This window comes from Halomonas sp. M4R1S46, assembly GCF_025725685.1.
Taxonomy (GTDB): Bacteria; Pseudomonadota; Gammaproteobacteria; order Pseudomonadales; family Halomonadaceae; genus Halomonas.
On record NZ_CP107008.1, the window covers coordinates 3,978,346 to 4,000,872 of the forward strand.

At 68.2% G+C, this 22,527-nt stretch carries 19 protein-coding genes; 13 read left to right on the top strand and 6 right to left on the bottom strand.

All coding sequences use genetic code 11. From position 1 onward, the window contains the following. From OCT48_RS18395 to OCT48_RS18410, 4 genes are read left to right on the top strand one after another with little or no spacing between them, the layout of a single operon-like run. A complete protein-coding gene (locus tag OCT48_RS18395) occupies positions 1-3,384 on the top strand; it encodes an ATP-binding protein (RefSeq protein WP_263590574.1) in 3,384 nt (1,127 codons plus the stop codon). Between the two features lies 1 nt (position 3,385). Next, positions 3,386-4,645, top strand: a complete 1,260-nt coding sequence (locus OCT48_RS18400) for a Wadjet anti-phage system protein JetD domain-containing protein (RefSeq protein ID WP_263590575.1) — start codon at positions 3,386-3,388, stop codon at positions 4,643-4,645. A 33-nt stretch (positions 4,646-4,678) separates the two neighbouring features. Continuing rightward, positions 4,679-4,954: a type II toxin-antitoxin system Phd/YefM family antitoxin gene (locus OCT48_RS18405; RefSeq protein ID WP_263590576.1), complete on the top strand. Its 276-nt coding sequence runs from the start codon at positions 4,679-4,681 to the stop codon at positions 4,952-4,954. Next, the gene (locus OCT48_RS18410) at positions 4,951-5,277 is read left to right on the top strand and encodes a type II toxin-antitoxin system RelE/ParE family toxin (protein WP_263590577.1); all 327 of its coding nucleotides are present in this window, start codon (positions 4,951-4,953) and stop codon (positions 5,275-5,277) included. Before OCT48_RS18405 ends, OCT48_RS18410 begins: the two co-directional genes overlap by 4 nt. Before the next feature lie 25 nt (positions 5,278-5,302). Here OCT48_RS18410 and ntrC read toward each other — a convergent pair whose 3' ends face one another. From ntrC to glnA, 5 genes are all read right to left on the bottom strand, one after another. Next, positions 5,303-6,709: a nitrogen regulation protein NR(I) gene (ntrC, locus tag OCT48_RS18415; RefSeq protein ID WP_263590578.1), complete on the bottom strand. Its 1,407-nt coding sequence runs from the start codon at positions 6,707-6,709 to the stop codon at positions 5,303-5,305. Next, positions 6,702-7,748 carry a nitrogen regulation protein NR(II) gene (gene glnL / locus OCT48_RS18420; protein ID WP_263590579.1) on the bottom strand — a complete coding sequence of 349 codons (1,047 nt, stop codon included), beginning with the start codon at positions 7,746-7,748 and terminating at the stop codon, positions 6,702-6,704. The genes ntrC and glnL overlap by 8 nt, the downstream gene beginning before the upstream one ends. Positions 7,749-7,911: 163 nt before the next feature. After that, positions 7,912-8,097 carry a hypothetical protein gene (locus OCT48_RS18425; RefSeq protein WP_263590580.1) on the bottom strand — a complete coding sequence of 62 codons (186 nt, stop codon included), beginning with the start codon at positions 8,095-8,097 and terminating at the stop codon, positions 7,912-7,914. Positions 8,098-8,166: 69 nt separating this feature from the next. Then, the gene (locus OCT48_RS18430) at positions 8,167-8,751 is read right to left on the bottom strand and encodes a DUF4124 domain-containing protein (protein WP_263590581.1); all 585 of its coding nucleotides are present in this window, start codon (positions 8,749-8,751) and stop codon (positions 8,167-8,169) included. 245 nt (positions 8,752-8,996) lie between these two features. Then, the gene (gene glnA, locus OCT48_RS18435; RefSeq protein ID WP_263590582.1) at positions 8,997-10,403 is read right to left on the bottom strand and encodes a glutamate--ammonia ligase; all 1,407 of its coding nucleotides are present in this window, start codon (positions 10,401-10,403) and stop codon (positions 8,997-8,999) included. Positions 10,404-10,935: 532 nt separating this feature from the next. Here glnA and typA point away from each other — a divergent pair. The 7 genes from typA (at position 10,936) to OCT48_RS18470 (ending at position 18,750) form a co-directional block, all read left to right on the top strand. Beyond that, positions 10,936-12,762 carry a translational GTPase TypA gene (gene typA / locus OCT48_RS18440; RefSeq protein WP_263590583.1) on the top strand — a complete coding sequence of 609 codons (1,827 nt, stop codon included), beginning with the start codon at positions 10,936-10,938 and terminating at the stop codon, positions 12,760-12,762. 116 nt (positions 12,763-12,878) lie between these two features. Next, positions 12,879-13,202, top strand: coding sequence for a hypothetical protein (locus OCT48_RS18445; RefSeq protein WP_263590584.1), 324 nt, complete (start codon positions 12,879-12,881; stop codon positions 13,200-13,202). A gap of 161 nt (positions 13,203-13,363) precedes the next feature. Then, entirely contained in the window at positions 13,364-14,806 is a 1,443-nt protein-coding gene (locus tag OCT48_RS18450) for a sodium-dependent transporter (protein WP_263590585.1), read from the top strand. Between the two features lie 48 nt (positions 14,807-14,854). After that, entirely contained in the window at positions 14,855-15,625 is a 771-nt protein-coding gene (locus tag OCT48_RS18455; RefSeq protein ID WP_263590586.1) for an ABC transporter ATP-binding protein, read from the top strand. An 83-nt stretch (positions 15,626-15,708) separates the two neighbouring features. After that, positions 15,709-16,413: an ABC transporter ATP-binding protein gene (locus tag OCT48_RS18460; protein WP_263590587.1), complete on the top strand. Its 705-nt coding sequence runs from the start codon at positions 15,709-15,711 to the stop codon at positions 16,411-16,413. Between the two features lie 31 nt (positions 16,414-16,444). Continuing rightward, positions 16,445-17,449 carry a branched-chain amino acid ABC transporter permease gene (locus OCT48_RS18465; protein ID WP_263590588.1) on the top strand — a complete coding sequence of 335 codons (1,005 nt, stop codon included), beginning with the start codon at positions 16,445-16,447 and terminating at the stop codon, positions 17,447-17,449. Continuing rightward, positions 17,449-18,750, top strand: coding sequence for a branched-chain amino acid ABC transporter permease (locus OCT48_RS18470; protein WP_263590589.1), 1,302 nt, complete (start codon positions 17,449-17,451; stop codon positions 18,748-18,750). The genes OCT48_RS18465 and OCT48_RS18470 overlap by 1 nt, the downstream gene beginning before the upstream one ends. Positions 18,751-18,916: 166 nt before the next feature. Here OCT48_RS18470 and OCT48_RS18475 read toward each other — a convergent pair whose 3' ends face one another. Next, positions 18,917-20,131 carry an ABC transporter substrate-binding protein gene (locus tag OCT48_RS18475; protein WP_263592647.1) on the bottom strand — a complete coding sequence of 405 codons (1,215 nt, stop codon included), beginning with the start codon at positions 20,129-20,131 and terminating at the stop codon, positions 18,917-18,919. Between the two features lie 239 nt (positions 20,132-20,370). Here OCT48_RS18475 and OCT48_RS18480 point away from each other — a divergent pair, with 239 nt between their 5' ends. Together OCT48_RS18480 and OCT48_RS18485 are read left to right on the top strand one after the other, a co-directional pair. Then, positions 20,371-21,120 carry a dienelactone hydrolase family protein gene (locus tag OCT48_RS18480; protein ID WP_263590590.1) on the top strand — a complete coding sequence of 250 codons (750 nt, stop codon included), beginning with the start codon at positions 20,371-20,373 and terminating at the stop codon, positions 21,118-21,120. Between the two features lie 117 nt (positions 21,121-21,237). After that, on the top strand, positions 21,238-22,494 hold the full coding sequence (locus OCT48_RS18485; RefSeq protein ID WP_263590591.1) for a dicarboxylate/amino acid:cation symporter: 1,257 nt from the start codon (positions 21,238-21,240) through the stop codon (positions 22,492-22,494). Positions 22,495-22,527 lie beyond the last annotated feature (33 nt).

The following is a 22,527-nucleotide window of genomic DNA, read 5'->3' on the forward strand; positions in this document are numbered from 1 at the left end:
ATGCAGCTCGGAGAATTCGACTTCGGGTCCGACCCGGCGCGCGCCGGCTTTCGCCTGCAGCGCCTGGAGGTCTACAACTGGGGCACCTTCCACCAGCGCGTCTGGCGCCTGGACGCCAGCGGCGACAACGCCCTGCTCACCGGCGACATCGGCTCCGGCAAGTCGACCCTGGTCGATGCCATCACCACCCTGCTGGTGCCCGCCCAGCGCATCACCTACAACAAGGCCGCCGGCGCCGAGGCCAAGGAACGCAGCCTGCGCTCCTATGTGCTGGGCTACTACAAGACCGAGCGTGGCGAGGCGGGCCTCAGCGCCAAGGCGGTGGGCCTGCGCGACCACAACGGCTATTCGGTGATCCTCGGCCACTTCTACAACGAGGGCTTCGACACCCATGTCACCCTGGCCCAGGTGTTCTGGATCGCCGACACCAAGGGTCAGCCGGAGCGCTTCTACGTGGTCGCCGACCGCGAACTGGCCATCGCCGGCGACTTCGATGACTTCGGCAGCGATCTCAAGCAGTTGCGCAAGCGCTTGCGCGACACGCCGCACGTCGAGCTGCACGACAGCTTCCCGCCCTACGGCGCCGCCTTCCGTCGCCGCTTCGGCCTGGGCGCCGCCAACGACCAGGCGATGGAGCTGTTCAACCAGACGGTATCGATGAAGTCGGTGGGCAACCTCACCGACTTCGTGCGCACCCATATGCTCGAGGCGCTGCCCATGGAGGAGCGCATCGCCGCCCTGATCCGCCACTTCGACGACCTCGACCGCGCCCACGCGGCGGTGCTCGAGGCACGCCGCAAGATCGAGGCGCTGACCCCGCTGGTGGCCAACCTCGAGCGCCACGCCGACCTCGAGCACCAGCAGGCGCAGCGGGTCGAGGCCCGCGAGGCGCTGAAGAGCTACTTCGCCCACCACAAGGCGACCCTTCTCGAGCGCCGCCTCGAGCGACTCGGCGGCGAACTGGCGCGCCTGGCCAACCGGCTCGAGGAGCTCCAGGAACGGCGGCACCGTGAGGCCCACCAGCGCGACCAGCTCAAGCAGGCGATTGCCGCCAGCGGCGGCGATCGCCTGGCGCAACTGGCCCGCGAGATCGAGGAGCTCGGCCGGGCACGCGACAAGTGTCGTCGCCGCGCCGACCACTACCGCGAACTGGCCGCCGCCGTGGGTCTCGAGGTCGCCGAGGACGCCGACGCCTTCCAGGCCAATGCCACCGCCATCGAGCAGGCGCTGAACGCGCTGGACGACGACGAGACGGCGCTGGTCAACCGGCGCACCGAGCTCGAGCTGGAACTGCGCCACCTCAAGGACCAGCACGACGAGCTCGATGCCGAACTGGACTCGCTGCGCTCGCGCCGCTCCAACCTGCCGGCCAGGATACTGACTCTGCGTGAACGGCTATGCGAGGCCACCGGCCTGGACGCCGACACCCTGCCTTTCGCCGGCGAGCTGCTCCAGGTGCGCGACGAGGCCCGCGACTGGGAGGGCGCCGCCGAACGGGTGCTGCACAACTTCGCGCTGTCGCTGCTGGTACCGGAGGCCCACTACGCCGCGGTCGCCGACTGGGTCGAGCGTACCCAGTTGCGCGGTCGGCTGGTCTACTACCGGGTGCGCGAGCCCCAGGCGGCGGCACCGTCGCTGCATCCCGCCTCGCTGGTGCGCAAGCTGGCGATCCGCCCCGACAGCGAGCACTACGCCTGGCTGGAGCAGGAACTGGGCAAGCGCTTCGACTACGCCTGCTGCGACGACCTCACCCAGTTTCGCCGCGAACAACGCGCCCTGACCCGCAATGGCCAGCTCAAGACCGGCGGCGAGCGTCACGAGAAGGACGACCGCCACCGCCTCGACGATCGCACCCGCTACGTGCTGGGCTGGAGCAACGCGGCCAAGATCGCCGCCCTGGAGGACGAGGCGGCTGCCCTGCAGCGCCGCCTGCAGGCCAGTGCCGAGCGGGTCGCCGCGGTCCAGCGCGAGCAGCGCGGCCTGAGCCAAAGGCGCAGCGACCTGAGCCGCCTGCAGGGCTTCGGCGACTTCCAGGAGCTCGACTGGCGCACCCCCGCGGCGCGCCTCGAGACGTGCGAAGCCGAGCGCCGTGGCCTGGAGGCCAGCTCCGACCGGCTCAAGCTGCTCCAGGCCCAGCTCCGCGAGCTGGACGAGGCCAGCCGGGCCACCGACGACGCCCTGGCCGAGGCCCAGGGCGAGCAGGGCAGCCTGAACACTCGCCGTGACACGGCCGCCGCCCAGCACGACGAGGCCCGGGCGCTGGTGGAGAGCCTCGACGCCGCGCGACGCGAGGCGTGCTTCGCGCGACTCGACGAGTGGCGTGAGCCGGCGCTGGGCGAGCATCAGCTCAGCGTCGAGTCCTGCGACAACCGCGAACGCGAGATGCGCGACTGGCTGCAGGCCGACATCGACGCGCGCCAGAAGCAGCTCGACCGCCTGCGCGAGGCGATCATCAAGGCCATGCAGCACATCATGACCCAGTGGCCGCAGGACACCGAGGAGGTGGACGCCAGCCTGGCCGCCGGCGACGACTACCGCGCCATGCTCGTCGCCCTCGAGGCCGACGATCTGCCGCGCTTCGAGGCCCGCTTCAAGCAGCTGCTCAACGAGAACACCATCCGCGAGATCGCCGGCTTCCAGGCCTTCCTCAACCAGCAGCGCGAGGACATCAAGGGGCGTGTCGCCACCATCAACGCCTCGCTGCACGACATCGACTACAACCCGGGGCGTTATATCCGCCTGCTCGCCGAGCCCAGCCCCGACGCCGAGATCCGCGACTTCCGTCAGCAGCTGCGAGCCTGCACCGAGAATGCCCTCAGCGGCAGCGACGACGAGCAGTATTCGGAGGCCAAGTTCCTGCAGGTCAAGGCGATCATCGAGCGCTTCCGCGGCCGGGAAGGCAGCACCGAGCTGGACAGGCGCTGGACGCTCAAGGTCACCGATGTGCGCCACCACTTCCTGTTCTCGGCCTCCGAGCGCTGGCGCGAGGACGACAGCGAGCACGAGCACTACTCGGATGCCGGCGGCAAGTCCGGCGGGCAGAAGGAGAAGCTGGCCTACACCGTGCTGGCCGCCAGCCTGGCCTACCAGTTCGGCCTGGAGTGGGGCGAGAGCCACTCGCGCTCGTTCCGCTTCGTGGTCATCGACGAGGCCTTCGGCCGCGGCTCGGACGAATCCGCCCGCTATGGCCTGGAACTGTTCGCGCGCCTCAACCTGCAACTGCTGATCGTCACTCCGCTGCAAAAGATCCACATCATCGAGCCCTATGTGGCCAGCGTCGGCTTCGTGCACAACGAGGAGGGCCGCCAGTCGATGCTGCGCAACCTGAGCATCGAGGAGTATCGCCAGGAGAAGGCCGCCCGCGAGCACATCGAGGTCCTGTGAGGTGAGCGCCTGGACCAGCCCCGAGGACATCCGCCGCCAGCTGCAGCGCCACTGGGACAGCGGCGCCATCCTTGCCGCGCGCCTGCCGGCCGACGGCGACGACGGCGAACCGCTGTTTCCGCTGACGCTGCGCCTGCGCCGCCCCACGGCCCGGGACGTCACCCAACGCTTCGGCGAGGTGGCCGACTGGGTCCGAACGCTGCAAGGAGGCAGCCGCGACGCCCTGGGCTACGGCTATATCATCGAGTTTCGCCGCCAGGGCAACCGGGTCCAGGGCAGCAACGAACTGCCCGCCAGCCTCCAGATTCCCGAGGACCAGGACGCCCTGCGCCTGCTGCGCAAGCAGCAGGAGGCCGCGCGCTTCGATGCCCTGGCCGACGAGATCCTGACCCGCCAGCCCGGCCTGGCCGGCTGGCTGCGCCGCCAGCCGCTCAAGGCCCTCGAGCATGCCGCGGAGTGGCCGCGACTGCTGGCCGTACTCGCCCACTTCCAGCGCCGGCCGCGCCCCGGCGTCTATCTCCGCCAGCTGGACATACCCGGCGTCGACACCAAGTTCATCGAGGCCCGTCGCGGCCTGCTCGCCTCGCTGCTCGATGCGGTGCTGCCCCCGGCCGCCATCGACTGCGAGGCAAGCGGCGTGCGGGGTTTCAACCGTCGCTACGGGCTGCGCGAGCCCTCGCCGCTGGTGCGGCTCCGCTTGCTCGACCCGGCCCTGTCGCTGCACGGCCTGGGCGACCTCAGCGTGCCGGTGGAGCAGTTCGCCGCCTGGCGGCCCGCCGTGGAGCGGGTCTTCATCACCGAGAACCTGACCAATGGCCTGGCCTTTCCCGAGGTGCCGCGCGCCCTGGTGGTCTTCGGCCTCGGCTACGGCCTGGAGTCCCTGGCCCGCATGCCCTGGCTCCAGGAGGTCGAGATCCACTACTGGGGCGATATCGACACTCACGGCTTCGGCATCCTCGACCGGCTGCGCGCCTACCTGCCCCGGGCCCGGTCGCTGCTGATGGATGAGGCCACCCTGCTGGCCCACCGCCCGCTGTGGGGCGAGGAACCCCTGGATAAGCGCCTGGGCCATACCCCTACCCGCCTGACCGACGCCGAGCTCGCCCTGTTCACCGCCCTGCGCGACGACCGACTGGGCGAGCGGGTGCGCCTGGAGCAGGAACGCATCGGCTTTGGCCATCTGGAGGCGGCGTTGCCCCCCCTGCAGCGACAAGGAGTCGGAGACCGAGGCCATCTTGTGCCCAGGAATAATAAGGACTAAATTTGGTCACATAGTCCTCCGACGAGCTACGCCATGAAGTATTCCGAGAACATCAAGCCGATCAGCTACCTCAAGGCGCATGCCGCCGAGGTGGCCAAGTCCCTGAGCGAGCGGCGCGAGCCCCTGATCATCACCCAGAATGGCGAGGCCCGTCTGGTGGTGCAGGACATCAAGAGCTTCGAGCAGACCCAGGAAACCCTGGCCCTGCTGAAGATCCTGGCCCTGGGCAACCAGGAAGTGGCACGCGACGCCGTTCAGGATGCCGATAGCGTCTTTTCCGAGCTGCGCCGTCGCCAGGCGGATTCATGAGCTTCCGCGTGCAGCTGACGGACTCGGCGGCCGAGGACCTGCGCGACCTCTATGACTTCATCGCCGAAAATGACTCCCCCGCCGCCGCCGGTCGCGTCCTGGATCGATTGGAACACCGCCTGCAGGAGCTGGCCGAGCTCCCCGAGCGTGGTAGCCACCCCCGGGAGCTGCTGGCCCTCGGCATTCGTGACTACCGCCAGCTGATCGAAGGGCCGACGCGAATCCTCTATCGTGTCTTCGACGACCGGGCGATCGTCTACCTGATCGCCGATGGTCGGCGCGACATGCAACGCCTGCTAGCGCGCCGGCTCCTCGGCGGTTAGCCGAGCTTCCCTCTTTCCTCTTCCGTCAATCCTCCGCCATCTCCGGCAGCAGCGTCTTGAGCTTACGGGTCAGCGTGTTGCGCCCCCAGCCCAGGAGCTCGGCGGCCTCGCCCTTGCGCCCGCCGGTATGCTTGAGCGCCGTCTCGATCAGGATCTTCTCGAAGTCCGGCACGGCCTCCTCCAGCAGGTGGGTATGGCCGGCGGCCAGGGCGCGATCCGCCCAGTCGCGGAAGGCCAGCCGCCAGTCGCCGGAGACCCCGCCATCGCCGCCCTCGCGCAACTCCGGCGGCAGGTCCTCGACCAGCACCTCGCGCCCCGAGGCCATCACCGTCAGCCAGCGGCAGGTGTTCTCCAGTTGGCGCACGTTACCCGGCCAGGCCAGACGGGTCAGGTGCTCCTCGGCCTCCCGGGTCAGCACCTTGACGTCGGTGGAGAGCTCCTTGGCCGCCTCGGCCAGGAAGTGCCGGGCCAGCCGCGGGATGTCCTCGCGGCGATCCGCCAGCTTCGGCAGGTGGATACGGATCACGTTGAGGCGGTGGAAGAGGTCCTCGCGGAAGCGCCCCTCGTCCACCAGGCCCTCCAGGTTCTGGTGGGTGGCGGCGATGATGCGCACGTCCACCTTCACCGAGGTGTGGCCGCCGACCCGGTAGAACTCGCCGTCGGCCAGCACCCGCAGCAGGCGGGTCTGGGTCTCGGCGGGCATGTCGCCGATCTCGTCGAGGAACAGGGTGCCGCCATTGGCCTGCTCGAAGCGCCCCTGGCGCTGGGCGGTGGCCCCGGTGAAGGCGCCCTTCTCGTGGCCGAACAGCTCGGACTCGATCAGGTCGCGGGGAATCGCCGCCATGTTCAGGGCGATGAAGGGCTTGCCGGCCCGCGGGCTGTGCTGATGCAGCGCCTGGGCCACGCGCTCCTTGCCGGTGCCCGACTCGCCGTTGATCAGCACCGTGATATGCGACTGGGAGAGGCGGCCGATGGCGCGAAACACCTCCTGCATCGCCGGCGCCTCGCCGATGATCTCGGTGTCGAGCCCCTCCGGGGCACTGACCGGACGCTTGCGCTCGCGGGCATGGGCCACGGCGCGGCGTACCAGGGCCAGGGCCTCGTCCACGTCGAAGGGCTTGGGCAGGTACTCGAAGGCCCCGCCCTGGTAGGAGGCCACCGCGCTGTCGAGGTCGGAGTGGGCGGTCATCACGATCACCGGCAGGTCCGGATGGGCATCGCGCACCCGCGCCATCAGGTCCAGGCCGTCGATGCCCGGCATGCGGATATCGGTGACCAGGACATCGGGCGGATCCTCGAGCAGCCGTGGCAGCACCTGGTCGGCCCGCTCCAGGCATTCGACGGCCAGGTCGGGCTGGGCCAGGGCGCGTTCGAGGACCCAGCGGATGGCACGATCGTCATCGACGACCATGACGCGAGCGGCTTCAGTCATGGCACTTCTCCAGCGGTATCAGCAGTCGGAATTCGGTCTGGCCCGGCGCGGAGTCGCACTCGATCAGGCCCTGATGCTGGTGCAGGATCGACTGGGCGATGGACAGTCCCAGGCCGCTGCCCTCGGCGCGCCCCGAGACCATGGGATAGAACAGCGTCTCGCGCAGGCCGTCGGGGATGCCCGGCCCGTTGTCGATGATTGACACCTCGCAGACCAGCCGATGGCGCTCCGCGCCCAGGGTGAACTGGCGGCGGGCCCGGGTCTTCAGCACCAGGGTGGGCGCGTCCATGCCCGACTCGGTCATGGCCTCGACCGCGTTGCGGGCCACGTTGAGCATGGCCTGGATCATCTGCGACTCGTCGCCCATCAGGTCCGGCAGGCTGGGGTCGTAGTCGCGGCTGATGGCGACCTCGGGATGCTCCACGGCCAGCAGGGCCCGAACCCGCTCCAGCACCCTGTGGATGTTCAGCGGCTCGTGGCGATTGAGGCGATTGGGGCCCAGCATCGAGTCCACCAGGTCGCGCAGCCGGTCGACCTCCTCGACGATGATGCGGGTGAATTCGGCGAGCTGCGGGCTCTCCAGGTCACGCTCCAGCAACTGGGCCGCGCCCCGGATGCCGCCGAGGGGATTCTTCACCTCGTGGGCCAGCCCCCGGGCCAGCACCTTGATGGTCTCCTGGCGGGTCTGCAGCGCCTCCTCCCGGGAGATGCGCAGCAGCCGGTCCCGGGGCTCCATCTCCAGCAGCAGCTCGTCCGCAGAGAGCGGGGTGACGGTATAGTCCACGGTCAGCGGCTCACCGGTGGGCCGGATCAGGCGCGCCTCGCGCTGGGTGAAGGGATGGAACTCGTCGCGGGCCTTGGTGAGCACCTCGCCGATGTCCTCCTCGCCCACCACCAGGCCGGGCAGGGGCTGGCCCACCACCCGGGAACGGCTCAGCGCGAGCAGGGCCTCCGCCGCGGGGTTCATCCAGCGCAGGCGCAGCTCCCCGTCCAGCAGCAGGACGGCGGTGGTGAGATGTTCCATCAGGCGTTGATACATGGTGCGTTCCCGGCAAGAGGCGGTCGTGGACTGGCCATAAAGCGGTGCAAGAAGCGCGCCACTTCGGGGAGGCGCGACAGGGCGGCGCGACAGGGTGGATCGGCGCGGACGTCTTGCACCACTTTAGTGCACCAGGCAGGTGCACGCACGCCGGGAAGGCGACTCAGGGGGCATCGGGATGCCGATGATGGCGCAACCGGGAGCGACGCTCGCGCTCATGGCGTTCGCGGTCGCCCTCGCCGTCGCGCAGGCCGCCGCCATCGCGCAGCTGCTCGGCATGCTCGAAGGCGCTGCCTTCCTTGACCCGGTCGGCATGGTCGAAGGCATTGAAGCCCCCGTCATCGCGCACCGGGGGCGGATGACAGGGCCTGAAGGTGCCGTCCGGACACAGCGGTCGATGTGGCCGGCGAAGGGGCAGCTAACTGCCCGGGTTGTTGGGATTCTGGGGCAGGTTGACGCTGGCCCGCTGGACATAGAGCGTCAACGGCGCCGTGCGGTGGCGCACGGCGCCGGTGGCATCGAGCAGCTCGGCCTGCAGCTGGTGTTCGCCGCGGTTGAGGTTGGAGAGCAGGAAGGTATCGGTATGCATGGCCGACTGGCTGACCCGGCCATCGAGCAGCAGGCGCACCCGATGGTCCTCGCGCAGCGCGGGCTGGATGCCCAGGCGCACCTGGACATTGCCGGCGGCCCCGGTGGACAGGGTGGCCTGGTTATCCGGCGACAGGATCGAGAACATGTCATAGGGCATGAACGGCTGCCCCGGGGCGGTGCCCGCGGCGCTCGGCGCCTCCTCGCCCTGCACCACCGGCGACAGGCTCGGCGCGCGGACCTCCCGGGAGGGCACCACGGTCAACGGGTCCAGCTTCACCGCCTCGCCGCCGCGCTCCGGATCGTCGGTGAAGACGACATTGCCCTGGGCGTCAGTGGTGCGATAGATGGTCTCGGCACCGGCCGTCAGGCTCACCGACAGGCCCAGCACCAGCATCACGAGTGCCTTGTTCATGCGTCTCTCCTGGATGGCCGTTGGGCGCTCCCTGCCCCATGAGGCAGCAGGGCGGCACCCTATGACAAGCCTAGCCCAGAAGTGGCGGCTCACGGAACGCCGTTGCAGCCTCGCCGGATGGCCGGAGCGCGGTGATGGGCTTCGCCCGAGGCGTCGCCGGGCATGTGCGGCTGCCCTGAAAAAAAGAGGCACGCCCGATGGGCGTGCCTCTGAGTGCCGGACGCGGCGCCTGGGCGCCGCCGCCATCAGCAGCTGTAGTACATGTCGAACTCGACCGGATGGGTGGTCATGCGCAGGCGCTCGACGTCCTCTTCCTTGAGCTCGATGTAGGCATCGATCATGTCGTCGGTGAAGACGCCACCCTCGACCAGGAAGGCGCGATCGGCGTCCAGCGCCGCGAGCGCCTGGTCGAGGCTCTCGGCCACGGTAGGCACTTCCTTGCCCTCTTCCGGCGGCAGGTCATAGAGGTTCTTGTCCATGGCATCGCCGGGGTGGATCTTGTTCTTGATGCCGTCGATACCGGCCATCAGCATCGCTGCGAAGCACAGGTAGGGGTTGGCGGTCGGGTCCGGGAAGCGGGCCTCGACACGCTTGCCCTTGGGGCTGGCGGTGTAGGGGATGCGGATGGAAGCGGAGCGGTTGCGGGCGCTGTAGGCCAGCATCACCGGCGCCTCGAAGCCCGGCACCAGACGCTTGTAGGAGTTGGTGGAAGCGTTGGTGAAGGCGTTCAGGGCCCGGGCGTGCTTGATGATGCCGCCGATGTAGTACAGCGCCATCTCGGAGAGGCCCGCATACTCGTCGCCGGCAAACTGGTTCTGGCCGTTCTTCCAGAAGGACTGGTGGACGTGCATGCCGGAGCCGTTGTCGCCGACCAGGGGCTTGGGCATGAAGGTGGCGGTCTTGCCGTAGGCATGGGCCACGTTGTGCACGACGTACTTCATTTCCTGCAGCTCGTCGGCCTTCTTCACCAGGGTGTTGAACTTCACGCCGATCTCGTTCTGGCCGGCGTTGGACACCTCGTGGTGATGCACCTCGACGGACTGGCCGATGGCCTCCAGGGTGTTGCACATGGCGCCGCGGATGTCGTGGAAGCTGTCCACCGGGGGCACCGGGAAGTAGCCGCCCTTGACCCGCGGACGGTGGCCCAGGTTGCCGCCCTCGACCTGACGGTCGGTGGCCCAGGCGCCCTCCTCGGAGGTGATCTTGTACATGGCGCCTTCGATGTCGGCCTTCCAGTGCACCTCGTCGAAGATGAAGAACTCGGGCTCCGGGCCGAAGAAGGCGGTGTCGCCCAGGCCGGTGGACTGCAGGTAGGCCTCGGCGCGCTTGGCGATGGAGCGCGGGTCGCGCTCGTAGCCCTGCATGGTGGCCGGCTCGATGATGTCGCAGCGCAGCACCAGGGTGGCGTCTTCGGTGAAGGGGTCGAGGAAGCCGGTGCCGTCCTCCGGACGCAGGATCATGTCGGACTCGTTGATGCCCTTCCAGCCGGAGATGGAGGAGCCGTCGAACATCTGGCCGTTCTCGAAGAACTCCTCATCGACGTCGCGGGCCGGAATGGTGACGTGCTGTTCCTTGCCGTGGGTGTCGGTGAAGCGCAGGTCGATCCACTTCACATCATGCTCTTCGATCAGGGCGAGCGTCTTCTCGGACATGAGGTCCTCCACTAGATGGCTTGGTTTCGGGTATTCCGCTTGTTCTCTGCCGCCGGGTGCCGGCAAGCCGGCCTGTCCAGACGACGTTGTAGCATGCCATGGGCTCACTGCCCACGACGCCATGCACGACCATGGCACTGCCCATGAGCAAGCAGAAAGCATGCCAGCTTGCCGATGCCTCCTCCCGTAACCACGATAAGACGCTGAACAGGAACAGGAAAAAACTTCTCCCGCGACATTGCCCTGCATCGGTGCCCGAGGAATGCCCCGCCATGAAGCATGTCGGCGCCCCGAAAATGCCCTCTTATGGCGCACAAGAAAAAGGGATGCACCACAATGATGCACGACGGCGGCGACTCGCCGTGCCCCGCCTCGCCCGTCGGGGCCCCGCTGGGGAACCGGCGCCGTCCCTGCAGGTCATTGAATCCATGGACTCGCCGAACTTGTTGGACGGATTCCCGCCAACAAGGCTGGTAGCGGTCATGGCCCTGACCCTATAATGCGGCCCCACTTTTCCCAGCAGGATCCCGTCGTGATCGAGAATCTTCGCAACATCGCCATCATCGCTCACGTCGACCACGGCAAGACCACCCTGGTCGACAAACTCCTCCAGCAGTCCGGCACCCTGGACCGCAAGGCGGAGGGCCAGGAGCGCATCATGGACTCCAACGACCAGGAGAAGGAACGCGGCATCACCATCCTGGCCAAGAACACGGCGATCCGCTGGCAGAGCCCGGAAGAGCAGGACTACCACATCAATATCGTCGACACCCCCGGACACGCCGACTTCGGCGGCGAGGTCGAGCGCGTCATGTCCATGGTCGACTCGGTCCTGCTGATGGTCGACGCGGTGGACGGCCCCATGCCGCAGACCCGCTTCGTCACCCAGAAGGCCTTCGACCAGGGCCTCAAGCCGATCGTGGTGGTCAACAAGATCGACCGTCCCGGCGCCCGCCCGGACTGGGTCATCGACCAGATCTTCGACCTGTTCGACAACCTCGGCGCCTCCGATGAGCAGCTCGACTTCCCGATCATCTACTGCTCCGCCCTCAACGGCGTCGCCGGCCCCGAGCCCGACGAGCTGGCCGACGACATGACCCCGATGTTCCAGGCCATCGTCGACATCGTCGAGCCGCCCAAGGTCGAGCTCGACGGCCCGCTGCAGATGCAGATCTCGGCGCTGGACTACAACAGCTACGTGGGCGTCATCGGCCTGGGCCGCATCACCCGCGGCGCCATCCAGCCCAACCAGCAGGTCATGGTGGTCACCAAGGAAGGCAAGGAACGCAAGGGCAAGGTCGGCCAGGTGATGACCCACATGGGCCTGGAGCGGGTGCAGACCGAGCAGGCCACCGCCGGCGACATCGTCTGCATCACCGGCATCGACGCCCTGGCCATCTCCGACACCCTGTGCGACCCGGCCGCCGTCGAGGCGCTGCCGCCGCTGACCGTGGACGAGCCCACCGTGTCCATGACCTTCCAGGTCAACGACTCGCCCTTCGCCGGCAAGGACGGCAAGTTCGTCACCAGCCGCAACATCAAGGATCGCCTCGACCAGGAGCTGATCCACAACGTGGCGCTGCGCGTCGAGCAGGGCGAGACCCCGGAGAAGTTCATCGTCTCGGGCCGCGGCGAGCTGCACCTCTCGGTGCTGATCGAGACCATGCGTCGCGAGGGCTTCGAACTGGCCGTGGGTCGCCCCGAGGTGATCATCCGCGAGATCGACGGCGTCAAGCAGGAGCCCTACGAAGAGGTCATCATCGACTGCGAGGAGGCGCACCAGGGCGCCATCATGGAGGAGCTCGGCTACCGCAAGGGCGAGCTGTCCAACATGAACCCCGACGGCAAGGGCCGGGTGCGCCTGGACTTCATCATCCCCGCGCGCGGCCTGATCGGCTTCCGCGGCCAGTTCCTGACCCTGACCTCCGGGACCGGCATCCTCACCAGCCGCTTCGACCACTACGGCCCGCTCAAGCCCGACGCCTCCATCGAGCGGCGCAACGGCGTGCTGGTCTCCATGGTCTCCGGCAAGGCGCTGGCCTATGCGCTGTTCGCCCTGCAGGATCGCGGCAAGCTGATCGTCGAGCACGGCACCGAGGTCTACGAGGGCATGCTGGTAGGCATCAACAACCGCGCCGATGACATGGTGGTCAACCCCACCAAGGCCAAGAAGCTCGACAACATGCGCGCCTCCGGCAACGACGAGAACCTCGTGCTGACCCCGCCGGTGCGCTTCACCCTGGAGCAGGCCATCGAGTTCCTGGATGACGACGAGCTGGTGGAGATCACCCCCAACCACATCCGCCTGCGCAAGAAGCACCTCAGCGAGAACGAGCGCAAGCGCGCCAAGAAGAAGTAAGCCCGCTGCGCCGCCCCATCAAGAGCCCGCCACCCGGCGGGCTCTTGCGTTATGGCCTCCGCCCGCCGCCGGGGACTATGCTGAAGCTTCAGTCATTCTTCATGGAGGTGGCCCCGATGCACAAGCATGTCGAGTGGGACGATCCCGGCAGCGCCAGCGTGCTGCGCTACTACGCCGACCATCCCCAGGATTACCCGGAGCCCCGCGTGGGCAGCATCATCAGCGCGCGGCTGCGCGGTTTCACCGTACGGGTGCGGGTCGATGCCCGGGTCGAGGACACCAGCATCGGCGAGGTGGTGGCGCTGATCGCCGCGGACAACGGCCGACGCAAGCAGAGCGTGGGCGACCTGGCGCTGGGGGACACGGTGCGCCTGCCGGACGCCAGCCGTGCCATGGAGCCCCACCACCCGGAGGCGGAAGACGACGACGAACGGGACTGATTCGCCGCGGGGATACCATCCGCCCCGCCAACGGCCCCTAAACGCAAGTCGACTGGTCAAGCGGTCGTTCGATATCGCACAGTGGTCGTCAGACGAGCCGGCAACCCCGGCGCAGAGACCATCGCCGGCCCACAAGGCCGACACGCAATTGCGGACACCCGATGAGCACGCACAACGTCTGGACGCACAAGGGCACCTTCCTGCTGGCCGCGGTCGGCTCGGCGGTGGGCCTCGGCAACCTGTGGCGCTTCCCCTATCTCACCGGGGAGAACGGCGGCGGCGCCTTCATCCTGATCTACGCCCTGACCATCTTCGCCGTGGGCATCCCCATCCTGATCGCCGAGATCATGCTCGGCCGCAACAGCCGGCGCAGCCCGATCATGGGCATGCGCTTCCTGACCCGCACCCACAAGACCTCCCGGGGCTGGGAGACGATCGGCTGGCTGGGGGCGGCCTCGGCCTTCATCATCCTGAGCTTCTACTCGGTGATCGCCGGCTGGGCGCTGCACTACACCGGGCTGATGCTCACCGGCAGCCTCGACGGCGCCGACGCCGAGACCATCGCCGCCAGCTTCGACGCCCTGCTGGCCTCCCCGCCGCTGCTGACCCTCTACCATTCCCTGTTCATCGGCGCCTCGGCGCTGATCGTCGGCCTGGGCATCCACCGCGGCATCGAGAACGGCCTGCGCATCCTGATGCCGGCGCTGTTCGTGATCCTCATGGTGGTGCTGGCCTATTCCGCGGCCATCGGCGACCTGGCCGCGGCGGCGACCTTCCTGTTCACCTTCAACGTGGCCGACCTCAGCCTGGAAGGCTGGCTGCAGGCCATGGGCCAGTCGTTCTTCACCCTGAGCCTGGGGATGGGCGCCATCATGGCCTACGGCGCCTACATGTCCAGCGACGCCTCCCTGACCCGCACCGCCTTCGCCATCGCCGTGGTCGACACCGCCGTGGCGATGATCGCCGGCCTGGCGATCTTCGCCCTGGTCTTCGGCGCCGGCCTCGACCCCGGCGAAGGGCCCGGGCTGATGTTCGTCACCCTGCCGCTGGCCTTCGCCGAGATGCCCGGCGGCGCCCTGCTGGGCGGGGTCTTCTTCATCCTGGTGCTGGGCGCCGCCATCAGCTCCGCGATCTCGCTGATCGAGCCGGTGGCCGCCTTCCTGGTGGAGCGCTTCGACCTCGAGCGTCCCCAGGCCGTGTCGGCCATGGTCATCGCCAGCTGGGCCCTGGGCCTGCTCACGGTGTTCAGCTTCAACCTGATGGCCGAGGCGACCCTCTTCCACACCCTGTTCGGGCGCAGTGCCTTCGGGCTGCTGGAGCTGCTCACCAATATCTTCATGCCGCTGGGCGGCATGCTGATCGCGCTGTTTGCCGGCTGGGCCCTGACCCATGGCGAAGTGATGAAGGAGATGCGCACCAACGAGACCTGGTTCCGCGTCTGGCGCTTCCTGGTGCGCTTCATCGCCCCGGCGGCGGTGGCCTTCGTCTTCCTGCGCACCATTCCCCAGGTGGAGGGCTACCTGCTGCCCACCATCGGTGCCGTGGTGATCGTCGGTGCCTTCGCCGCCGGTCGCACCTTCCTGGCCGAGCGCCAGGAATCATGAACCGCCGCGCACCAACCACAACAACGAACCACTCACCAGGGGTGTGACATGTCAGCCATCATCGACGTACGACACGTCAACAAGGCCTTCGGCGGCCTGACGGTCATCAACGACTGCTCCCTTCAGGTGGAGGAGGGCTCGATCACCGGCATGATCGGTCCCAACGGCGCCGGCAAGTCGACGCTGTTCAACATCATCGCCGGGGCCCTGCCGCTGGACAGCGGCCAGGTGCTGTTCGACGGCGAGGACATCACCAACCATCCCGCCGACGAGCTCTTCCGCAAGGGCCTGCTGCGTACCTTCCAGATCGCCCACGAGTTCTCGAACATGACGGCGCTGGAGAACCTGATGATGGTGCCGCCCCACCAGGCCGGCGAGAACCTCTTCTCCACCTGGTTCCAACCGGGCCTGGTGCGCATGGAGGAGGCCGAGGTGCGCCGCCGGGCCCTCGAGGTCATCGACTTCGTCAGCCTGCACCATGTGCGCAACGAGCTCGCCGGCAACCTCTCCGGCGGCCAGAAGAAGCTCCTCGAGCTCGGCCGCACCATGATGACCGACGCCCGGGTGGTGCTGCTCGACGAGATCGCCGCCGGGGTCAACCGCACCCTGCTCGGCGACCTGGTCGGCAACATCGAGCGCCTCAACCGCGAGATGGGCTACACCTTCCTGGTCATCGAGCACGACATGGAAATGATCGCCCGGCTCTGCGACCCGGTCATCGTGCTCGCCCAGGGCAGCGTGATGGTCGAGGGCACCATCGAGGAGATCCGGAACAACCCCGAGGTCATCGAGGCCTACTTTGGCTCTACCACCGCCTGAGGACACCGGTGCCGCCTGACGGCCGGGCGCCGGTACAACAACAAGGGCGGCATGATCCCGCCCACCAACGCAGAGAAGCACCTATGGCATTACTCGACGCACGGGACGTGCATGGCGGCTACGGCGGCATGAACATCCTCAACGGGGTGGACATGACCATCGAGGCCGACGAGATCGGCGTCATCATCGGCCCCAACGGCGCCGGCAAGTCCACGATGCTCAAGGCCATCTTCGGCCTGCTCCACGTCAGCCAGGGAGAGATCCGGCTGCGCGGCGAGCCCATCCAGAACCTGCCGACCAACAAGCTGGTGCACAAGGGCATGGGCTTCGTGCCCCAGGAATACAACGTCTTCCCGAGCCTGACGGTGAAGGAAAACCTGCAGATGGGCGCCTACCTCAAGCCGGACAACGTCAAGCGCATGCTGGCCCGGGTCTACGAGTTCTTCCCGCCGCTCTTTGAGAAGCGCCGCCAGCCCGCCGGCGAGCTCTCCGGCGGCCAGCGCCAGATGGTGGCCATGGGCCGGGCACTGATGGCCGAACCCGAGCTGCTGCTGCTCGACGAGCCCACCGCCGGGCTCTCGCCGCTGTACATGCACGAGATCCTCGAACGGGTGAAGGCCATCAACGCGGCCGGGGTCGGCGTCCTGATGGTCGAGCAGAACGCCAAGCAGGCGCTGGCCATCGCCGACAAGGGCTTCGTGCTGGCCAACGGCCAGAACCGCTTCACCGACACCGGGGCGGCCCTGCTGGCCGACCCGGAGGTCGCCAAGAGCTTCCTGGGCGGTTGAGCCCGCCACGCCGGACCATCGGAGACGTCCCGTGAACGAACTCGTTTTCTTCATCAACAACGTGGTGATCGCCGGCAGCGTGACCGGCTCGATCTACGCCATCGGCGCGGTGGGCGTGACGCTGATCTTCAGCATCATGCGCTTCGCCCACTTCGCCCATGGCGACATGATGACCTTCGGCGCCTTCATGGTGCTGCTGCTGACCACCCTCTTCCCCCAGGCCGGCGCCGCCATCGGCGTGCCCACCCCGCTGGTCATGCTGCCCCTGGCCATGGTCCTCACCGCCGCCCTGGCGGTGGGCATCGACCGGGCCTTCTACAAGCCGCTGCGCGCCCACGGGGTCAAGCCCATCGTCTTCGTCATCGCCTCGCTGGGCGTGGCCCTGATGCTGCAGGGGCTGATCCGGCTGTTCGCCGGCACCGGCGGCCAGAGCCTCTACGTGGACGACCGCAAGGAGATCTTCCGCCTGGCGCTGCCCATCGAGGGCGTGCGGGTGCCGGTGGTGATCACCGAGCCCCAGCTCTACCTCTTCGTGCTGACCATCGTCGCCGTGGTGGGCCTGCACTTCTTCCTCAGCCGCTCACGGCTGGGCAAGGCCATGCGCGCCATGTCCGACAACCCCGACCTGGCCCAGGCCTCGGGCATCAACACCCACACCATCGTCGCGGTGACCTGGATGATCGCCGGCGGGCTGGCCGCCATCGCCGGCACCCTGCTGTCGCTGGACGTCACCTTCAAGCCCGACCTCAGCTTCTTCCTGCTGCTGCCGATCTTCGCCGCGGCCATCGTCGGCGGCGTCGGCCATCCCTATGGCGCCATCGCCGGCGGCTTCGTGGTCGGCTTCGCCGAGACCCTGGCGGTGTTCAACTGGAACGTGCTGCTGCGGCCCTTCCGCGACAGCCTGCCCGAATGGCTGTCGCTGCCCGGCAACCTGGCCTTCGTCGGCACCGAATACAAGATCGTGGTGCCCTTCTTCATCCTCGTCGTCATCCTGGTGTGGCGCCCCACCGGCATCTTCAAGGGCAAGGTGATCTGATGGACAAGACAACAACCGATAGCGTCGCCGCCCCGCGCCGCTTCCCGCTGCGCGAAGTCATCCTCTTCCTGGTCCTGCTGGCCGCCGTGCTCGGCGTCTACGGCGTCATGGGGGCGGCCTACAGCACCCGCATGCTGGTGGAGGCCGCCTGCTACGCCATCCTGGCGCTGGGCCTGACCATCCAGTGGGGCTATGCCGGCCAGTTCAATGCCGGGGTCATGGGCTTCGTGGCCCTGGGCGGTTTCTGCGCCATGTTCTTCAGCGTGCCGGTCAACGAGGCCTTCTGGGGCAGCGAGCTGCCCGGCGAGCTGGCCCGGGTGCTGCTGTACGGCGTCGGTGCCGTGCTCCTGGTGGTCGGCGCCTCCCGCCTCGACCGCCTGGGGGTGCCGAAGAAGCTGCGCACCGTGAGCGCCGTGCTGCTGGCGGTGGTGCTCTACCTGGTGGTGATCAGCGCCTTACGCGAGGTGACCGACCAGATCGAGTCCCGGGCCGACTTCGTCGGTGGGCTGGGCCTGCCGCCCTGGGTGGGCTGGATCTTCGGTGGGGCCCTGGCCGGGGGCGTGGGCTACTTCATCGGCCGTATCTGTCTGGGCCTGCGCAGCGACTACCTGGCGATCGCCACCCTCGGCATCGCCGAGATCATCAAGGCCTTCCTCAAGAACTCCGACTGGCTGACCCGCGGCACGGCCACCGTCTCGCCGCTGCCCTGGCCGGTGCCGGGGCCCGCCGAGGTCGGCTTCACCCTGGCCCGGGCGCTGTACTTCTCGGTGACGGCGGTACTGATCGCGGGGATCTTCTTCCTGCTGCATCGCGCCTATCACGCCCCCTGGGGACGGATGATCCGCGCCATCCGCGACAACGAGGTCTCGGCCTCGGCGATGGGCAAGAACATCAACCGGCGCCGGCTGGAGATCTTCGTGCTGGGCTGCATCCTGATGGGCATCGGCGGCGCCGTGCTGGGCAGCTTCAACAGCCTCTTCGACCCCCAGGGCTACCTGCCGCTCAACCACACCTTCCTGGTGCTGGTGATGGTCATCCTCGGCGGCCCCGGCAACAACCTGGGCACCATCTTCGGCGCCGTGGCGGTGTACATCATCTGGCTGATGTCCGAACCCCTGGCGCTGTTCCTGATGGAACTGGCGGTGTCCTTCGGCGAGGGCGCCTTCGGCTGGGACGCCCCCACCAACCTGGACAGCCGGGCCCTGCAGGCCCGGGTATTCGTCATCGGGCTGCTGATCACCCTGGTGCTGCGCTTCGCGCCCAAGGGTCTGCTGCCCGAGAAGGTCAAGCACATCGCCTGAGGCGCCCGCGGGTGTGGGGTGTGGGGTGTGGGGTGTGGGGTGAGGGGTGAGGAGCATCGCCTTACTCCGGACTCCTTACCCCTTACCCCTTACCTGGGTGCCACCCAACGACGAGGCCCCGGCGGGTAACCGCCGGGGCCTTCATTGCGCCTGGAAAGTGAGGCGATCAGTCGTCGGCCTCGACGTAGCCCTGGATGGTGAAGGTGCCGTCCTCGACCGCCATCTCCTGCACCACGCCGGGCACGTCACCGTTCTCGTCGAACTCGTGGGTGCCGGAGGCGCCCTCGTAGTTGATCTCGGTGCCGGCGGCGATCAGCTCCTTGGCCTTCTCCCATTCGCCGGGCAGCACCGTCTCGCCCGGGGCGGTGGCGACGCTGCGCAGCGCCTCGTTGAGACCCTCGCGCTCGGCGCTGCCGTTCTGCTCGATGGCCAGGCCCAGCAGGAAGGCGGCGTCATAGGCCTGGGCGGCGAACACCGCACTCGGATCGATGCCGGCCTCCTGGGCGGCCTGGTTGAAGATGGCGGTACCGGGGAGCTCCGGGCTGCCCGGCCGGGTGGCGATCATGCCGTCGAGCACGTCGGCGCCGATGGCCTCGACCAGGCTGTCGCCGACCATGCCGTCACCGCCCACGTACTGGGTGAACATGCCGCTCTCGTAGGCCTGGCGCAGCACGGTCTGGCCGGAGGTGTCGGCGTAGGCCAGTACCACCAGGGTCTGGGCGCCGGTGGCGGAGAGGGTGCCCAGCTCGGCGCGGTAGTCGGCACGGTTGTCCTCGTGGGCCAGGTTCTCGAGCACCGCGCCGCCGCCATTCTCGAAGGCCGCGACGAAGGCGTCGGCCAGGCCGCGCCCGTAGTCGTTGTTGACGTAGGTGACCGCCACTTCCTCGATGCCCTTGGCGAGCAGCAGCTTGGCCAGCATCTTGCCCTGGAAGGCGTCCGAGGGCACGGTGCGGAACACCAGGTCGTTGTCGTCGAGTTCGGAGACCGCCGGCGCCGTGGAGGCCGGCGAGACCATGGTCACGCCGCCCGGGATGGCGGCATTGTTGGCCGCGGCGATGGTCGCGCCGGTGCACAGGGCGCCGACGATGGCGGTGACCTGCTCGGTGTTGACCATGCGGTCGGCCGCGTTGGAGGCCGCCGAGGCGTCGGAACAGGTGGTATCGCCGGTGGGCATGACGATCTCTTCGCCATCCAGCACCCCGCCCTGCTCGTTGATCTGCTGCACCGCCAGCTGGGCGCCGTCGAAGATCGGCGGGGTCAGGCTCTCGATACCGCCGGTGAAGCCTCCCAGGAAGCCCACCTTGACCTCGGCCTGGGCCATGCCGGACAGGGCCAGGGTGGTCGCCGTCACCGCCGTCGCTAGAACGCGTTTCTTCATGATTGTTGGTCTCGCTCTGGTTGCTCGGATCATGAACTGCATGAATCACACACTCTCAATCTGGAAGGGCGGGGCGCAAAACACAAGCCGGGCCTGCCAACGCTCCCGGCCCGTCGGCGCTCGGCAACCCCCTGATTGGCAAGGCGTCGCCCGGGTGTTTAAGCGTTCGAACGGGCGCTTCAACGCTGTCGCGCTCCCCCGGCCTATACTGAGGACCGCGCCCATCCCCGACGAGGTTCCCCATGACGCGACTGCTGACGACCTTCGCCCTGGCCCTGCTGGCCCCCCAGGCCCTGGCCGACACCCCCGCCGGCCAGGACATCGACTACCGCGTGGGCGACGAGGCCTTCACCGGCTATTTCGCCCCGGCCGCCGACGAGGCCCGCGGCACGGTGCTGATCGTCCACGACTGGGACGGCCTCACCGACTACGAGCGCGAGCGCGCCGAGATGCTCGCCGCGCAAGGCTATGACGCCTTCGCCCTCGACCTCTACGGCAAGGGCAACCGCCCGGTGGAGACGGCGGCCCGCAAGGCCGAGACGGCCCGGCTCTATGATGACCGCGCGCGCATGCGCGAGCTGACCCTGGCCGGGCTGGCCGAGGCCCGCGACCAGGGCGCGGCCAGGCCGACCGTGGTGATGGGCTACTGCTTCGGCGGCGCCGTGGTGCTGGAACTGGCACGCAGCGGCGCGGCCCAGGACGTGCAGGGCTACGCCACCTTCCACGGTGGCCTGGCCACCCCGGAGGGCCAGCAGTACGGCGCGGACACCCCGCCGATCCTGATCGCCCACGGCGGCGCGGACACCTCGATACCACTGGAAGATGTGACGGCGCTGTCGCGCCAGCTGGAGGCCGCCGGAGTCGACTACGAGATCGAGATCTACTCCGGGGCGCCCCACGCCTTCACCGTCTTCGACGAGGAGCGCTACCAGGCCCGGGCGGACGAGAAGTCCTGGGCGGCCTTCCAGGCCCTGCTCGACGAGGCACTGTGACGCCGGCGACAGCCACGGACGCATTTGTGCAAGTTTTAAAGGGCTCCTTTCTGTAGAATCGCGACGCTCTATTGATATTCACTAACCAAGAGCGTCATTTCAGAAAGGAGCCACCCCTTGTCTCATTCCGCGACGGCCGCCGGCGAGAGCCTCTGGCGGCGCATCCCCCTGTGGCAGAAGATCCTCGCCGGCCTGGTGCTCGGCGTGCTGGCCGGCGCCCTGCTGGGCGAGGACGCCAGCGTCTTCAAGCCCATCGGCGATATCTTCATCAGCGCCATCAAGATGCTGATCGTGCCGCTGGTGTTCTCCACCCTGGTGGTGGGCATCACCGCCATGCGCGATCCCCAGAAGATGGGCCGGATCGGCGCCCGGACCATCGCCCTCTACCTGGTGACCACGGCCTTCGCCATCGCCATCGGCCTGCTCGCCTCCTGGGTGTTCCAGCCCGGGGTCGGCCTGGAGATGAGCTTCGAGTCCGGGGTCGAGGCCAAGCAGGCGCCCAGCCTGGTGGAAATCCTGGTCGGCCTGGTGCCCCAGAATCCCATCGACGCCCTGGCCAGCGGCAATATCCTGCAGATCATCGTCTTCGCCATCGGGCTCGGCATCTCGCTGACCCTGATCGGCGAGAAGGGCGAGCCCACGGTGCGCGTCTTCGAGAGCTTCGCCGAGGCGATGGTCAAGCTGACCAACCTGGTCATGGCCTTCGCGCCCTTCGGCGTCTTCGGCCTGATCGCCCACGTGGCCGGCAGCTACGGCCTCGAGGTGCTGCTGCCGCTGGCCAAGGTGATCGGCGTGGCCTACCTGGCCAGCGTGCTGCACGTGCTGGTGGTCTACTCGGGCCTGCTGGCCCTGCTCGGCCGCCTGAACCCCGTGCGCTACCTGCAGGGCATCCTCGACGCCCTGGTGGTGGCCTACTCCTCGGCCTCGTCCTCCGGCACCCTGCCGGTCTCGCTGCGCTGTGCCCAGAAGAACCTCGGGGTCTCGGAGGGCGTGGCCGGCTTCGTGCTGCCGGTGGGCGCCACCATCAACATGGACGGCACCGCCATCTACCAGGGCGTGGTCGCGGTGTTCATCGCCCAGCTGCTGGGCGTCGACCTGAGCCTGATGGATTACGGCATGATCATCGTCACCGGCACCCTGGCCTCCATCGGCACCGCCGGCGTGCCCGGCGCGGGCCTGGTGATGCTGTCCATCGTCATGGCCCAGATCGGCCTGCCCCTGGAGGCCATCGCGGTGATCGCCGGCATCGACCGCATCCTCGACATGGCCCGCACCAGCGTCAACGTGGCCGGCGACCTGATGGTCACCACCCTGGTTGGCAAGAGCGAAGGCGAGCTGGACGAGGACGTCTACAACGCCCCGGGCAAGAGTTGATGCCGTGCCGCGCCGGACGACCGGCGCGGCGCC

What these genes read in the sequence shown, in the direction of transcription:
- OCT48_RS18395 (WP_263590574.1), top strand. Translation starts at nt 1, where the DNA reads ATGCAGCTCGGAGAATTCGACTTCGGGTCCGACCCGGCGCGCGCCGGC.
- OCT48_RS18405 (WP_263590576.1), top strand. Translation starts at nt 4,679, where the DNA reads ATGAAGTATTCCGAGAACATCAAGCCGATCAGCTACCTCAAGGCGCAT.
- OCT48_RS18410 (WP_263590577.1), top strand. Translation starts at nt 4,951, where the DNA reads ATGAGCTTCCGCGTGCAGCTGACGGACTCGGCGGCCGAGGACCTGCGC.
- ntrC (WP_263590578.1), bottom strand. Translation starts at nt 6,709, where the DNA reads ATGACTGAAGCCGCTCGCGTCATGGTCGTCGATGACGATCGTGCCATC.
- glnL (WP_263590579.1), bottom strand. Translation starts at nt 7,748, where the DNA reads ATGTATCAACGCCTGATGGAACATCTCACCACCGCCGTCCTGCTGCTG.
- OCT48_RS18430 (WP_263590581.1), bottom strand. Translation starts at nt 8,751, where the DNA reads ATGAACAAGGCACTCGTGATGCTGGTGCTGGGCCTGTCGGTGAGCCTG.
- glnA (WP_263590582.1), bottom strand. Translation starts at nt 10,403, where the DNA reads ATGTCCGAGAAGACGCTCGCCCTGATCGAAGAGCATGATGTGAAGTGG.
- OCT48_RS18445 (WP_263590584.1), top strand. Translation starts at nt 12,879, where the DNA reads ATGCACAAGCATGTCGAGTGGGACGATCCCGGCAGCGCCAGCGTGCTG.
- OCT48_RS18450 (WP_263590585.1), top strand. Translation starts at nt 13,364, where the DNA reads ATGAGCACGCACAACGTCTGGACGCACAAGGGCACCTTCCTGCTGGCC.
- OCT48_RS18455 (WP_263590586.1), top strand. Translation starts at nt 14,855, where the DNA reads ATGTCAGCCATCATCGACGTACGACACGTCAACAAGGCCTTCGGCGGC.
- OCT48_RS18460 (WP_263590587.1), top strand. Translation starts at nt 15,709, where the DNA reads ATGGCATTACTCGACGCACGGGACGTGCATGGCGGCTACGGCGGCATG.
- OCT48_RS18470 (WP_263590589.1), top strand. Translation starts at nt 17,449, where the DNA reads ATGGACAAGACAACAACCGATAGCGTCGCCGCCCCGCGCCGCTTCCCG.
- OCT48_RS18480 (WP_263590590.1), top strand. Translation starts at nt 20,371, where the DNA reads ATGACGCGACTGCTGACGACCTTCGCCCTGGCCCTGCTGGCCCCCCAG.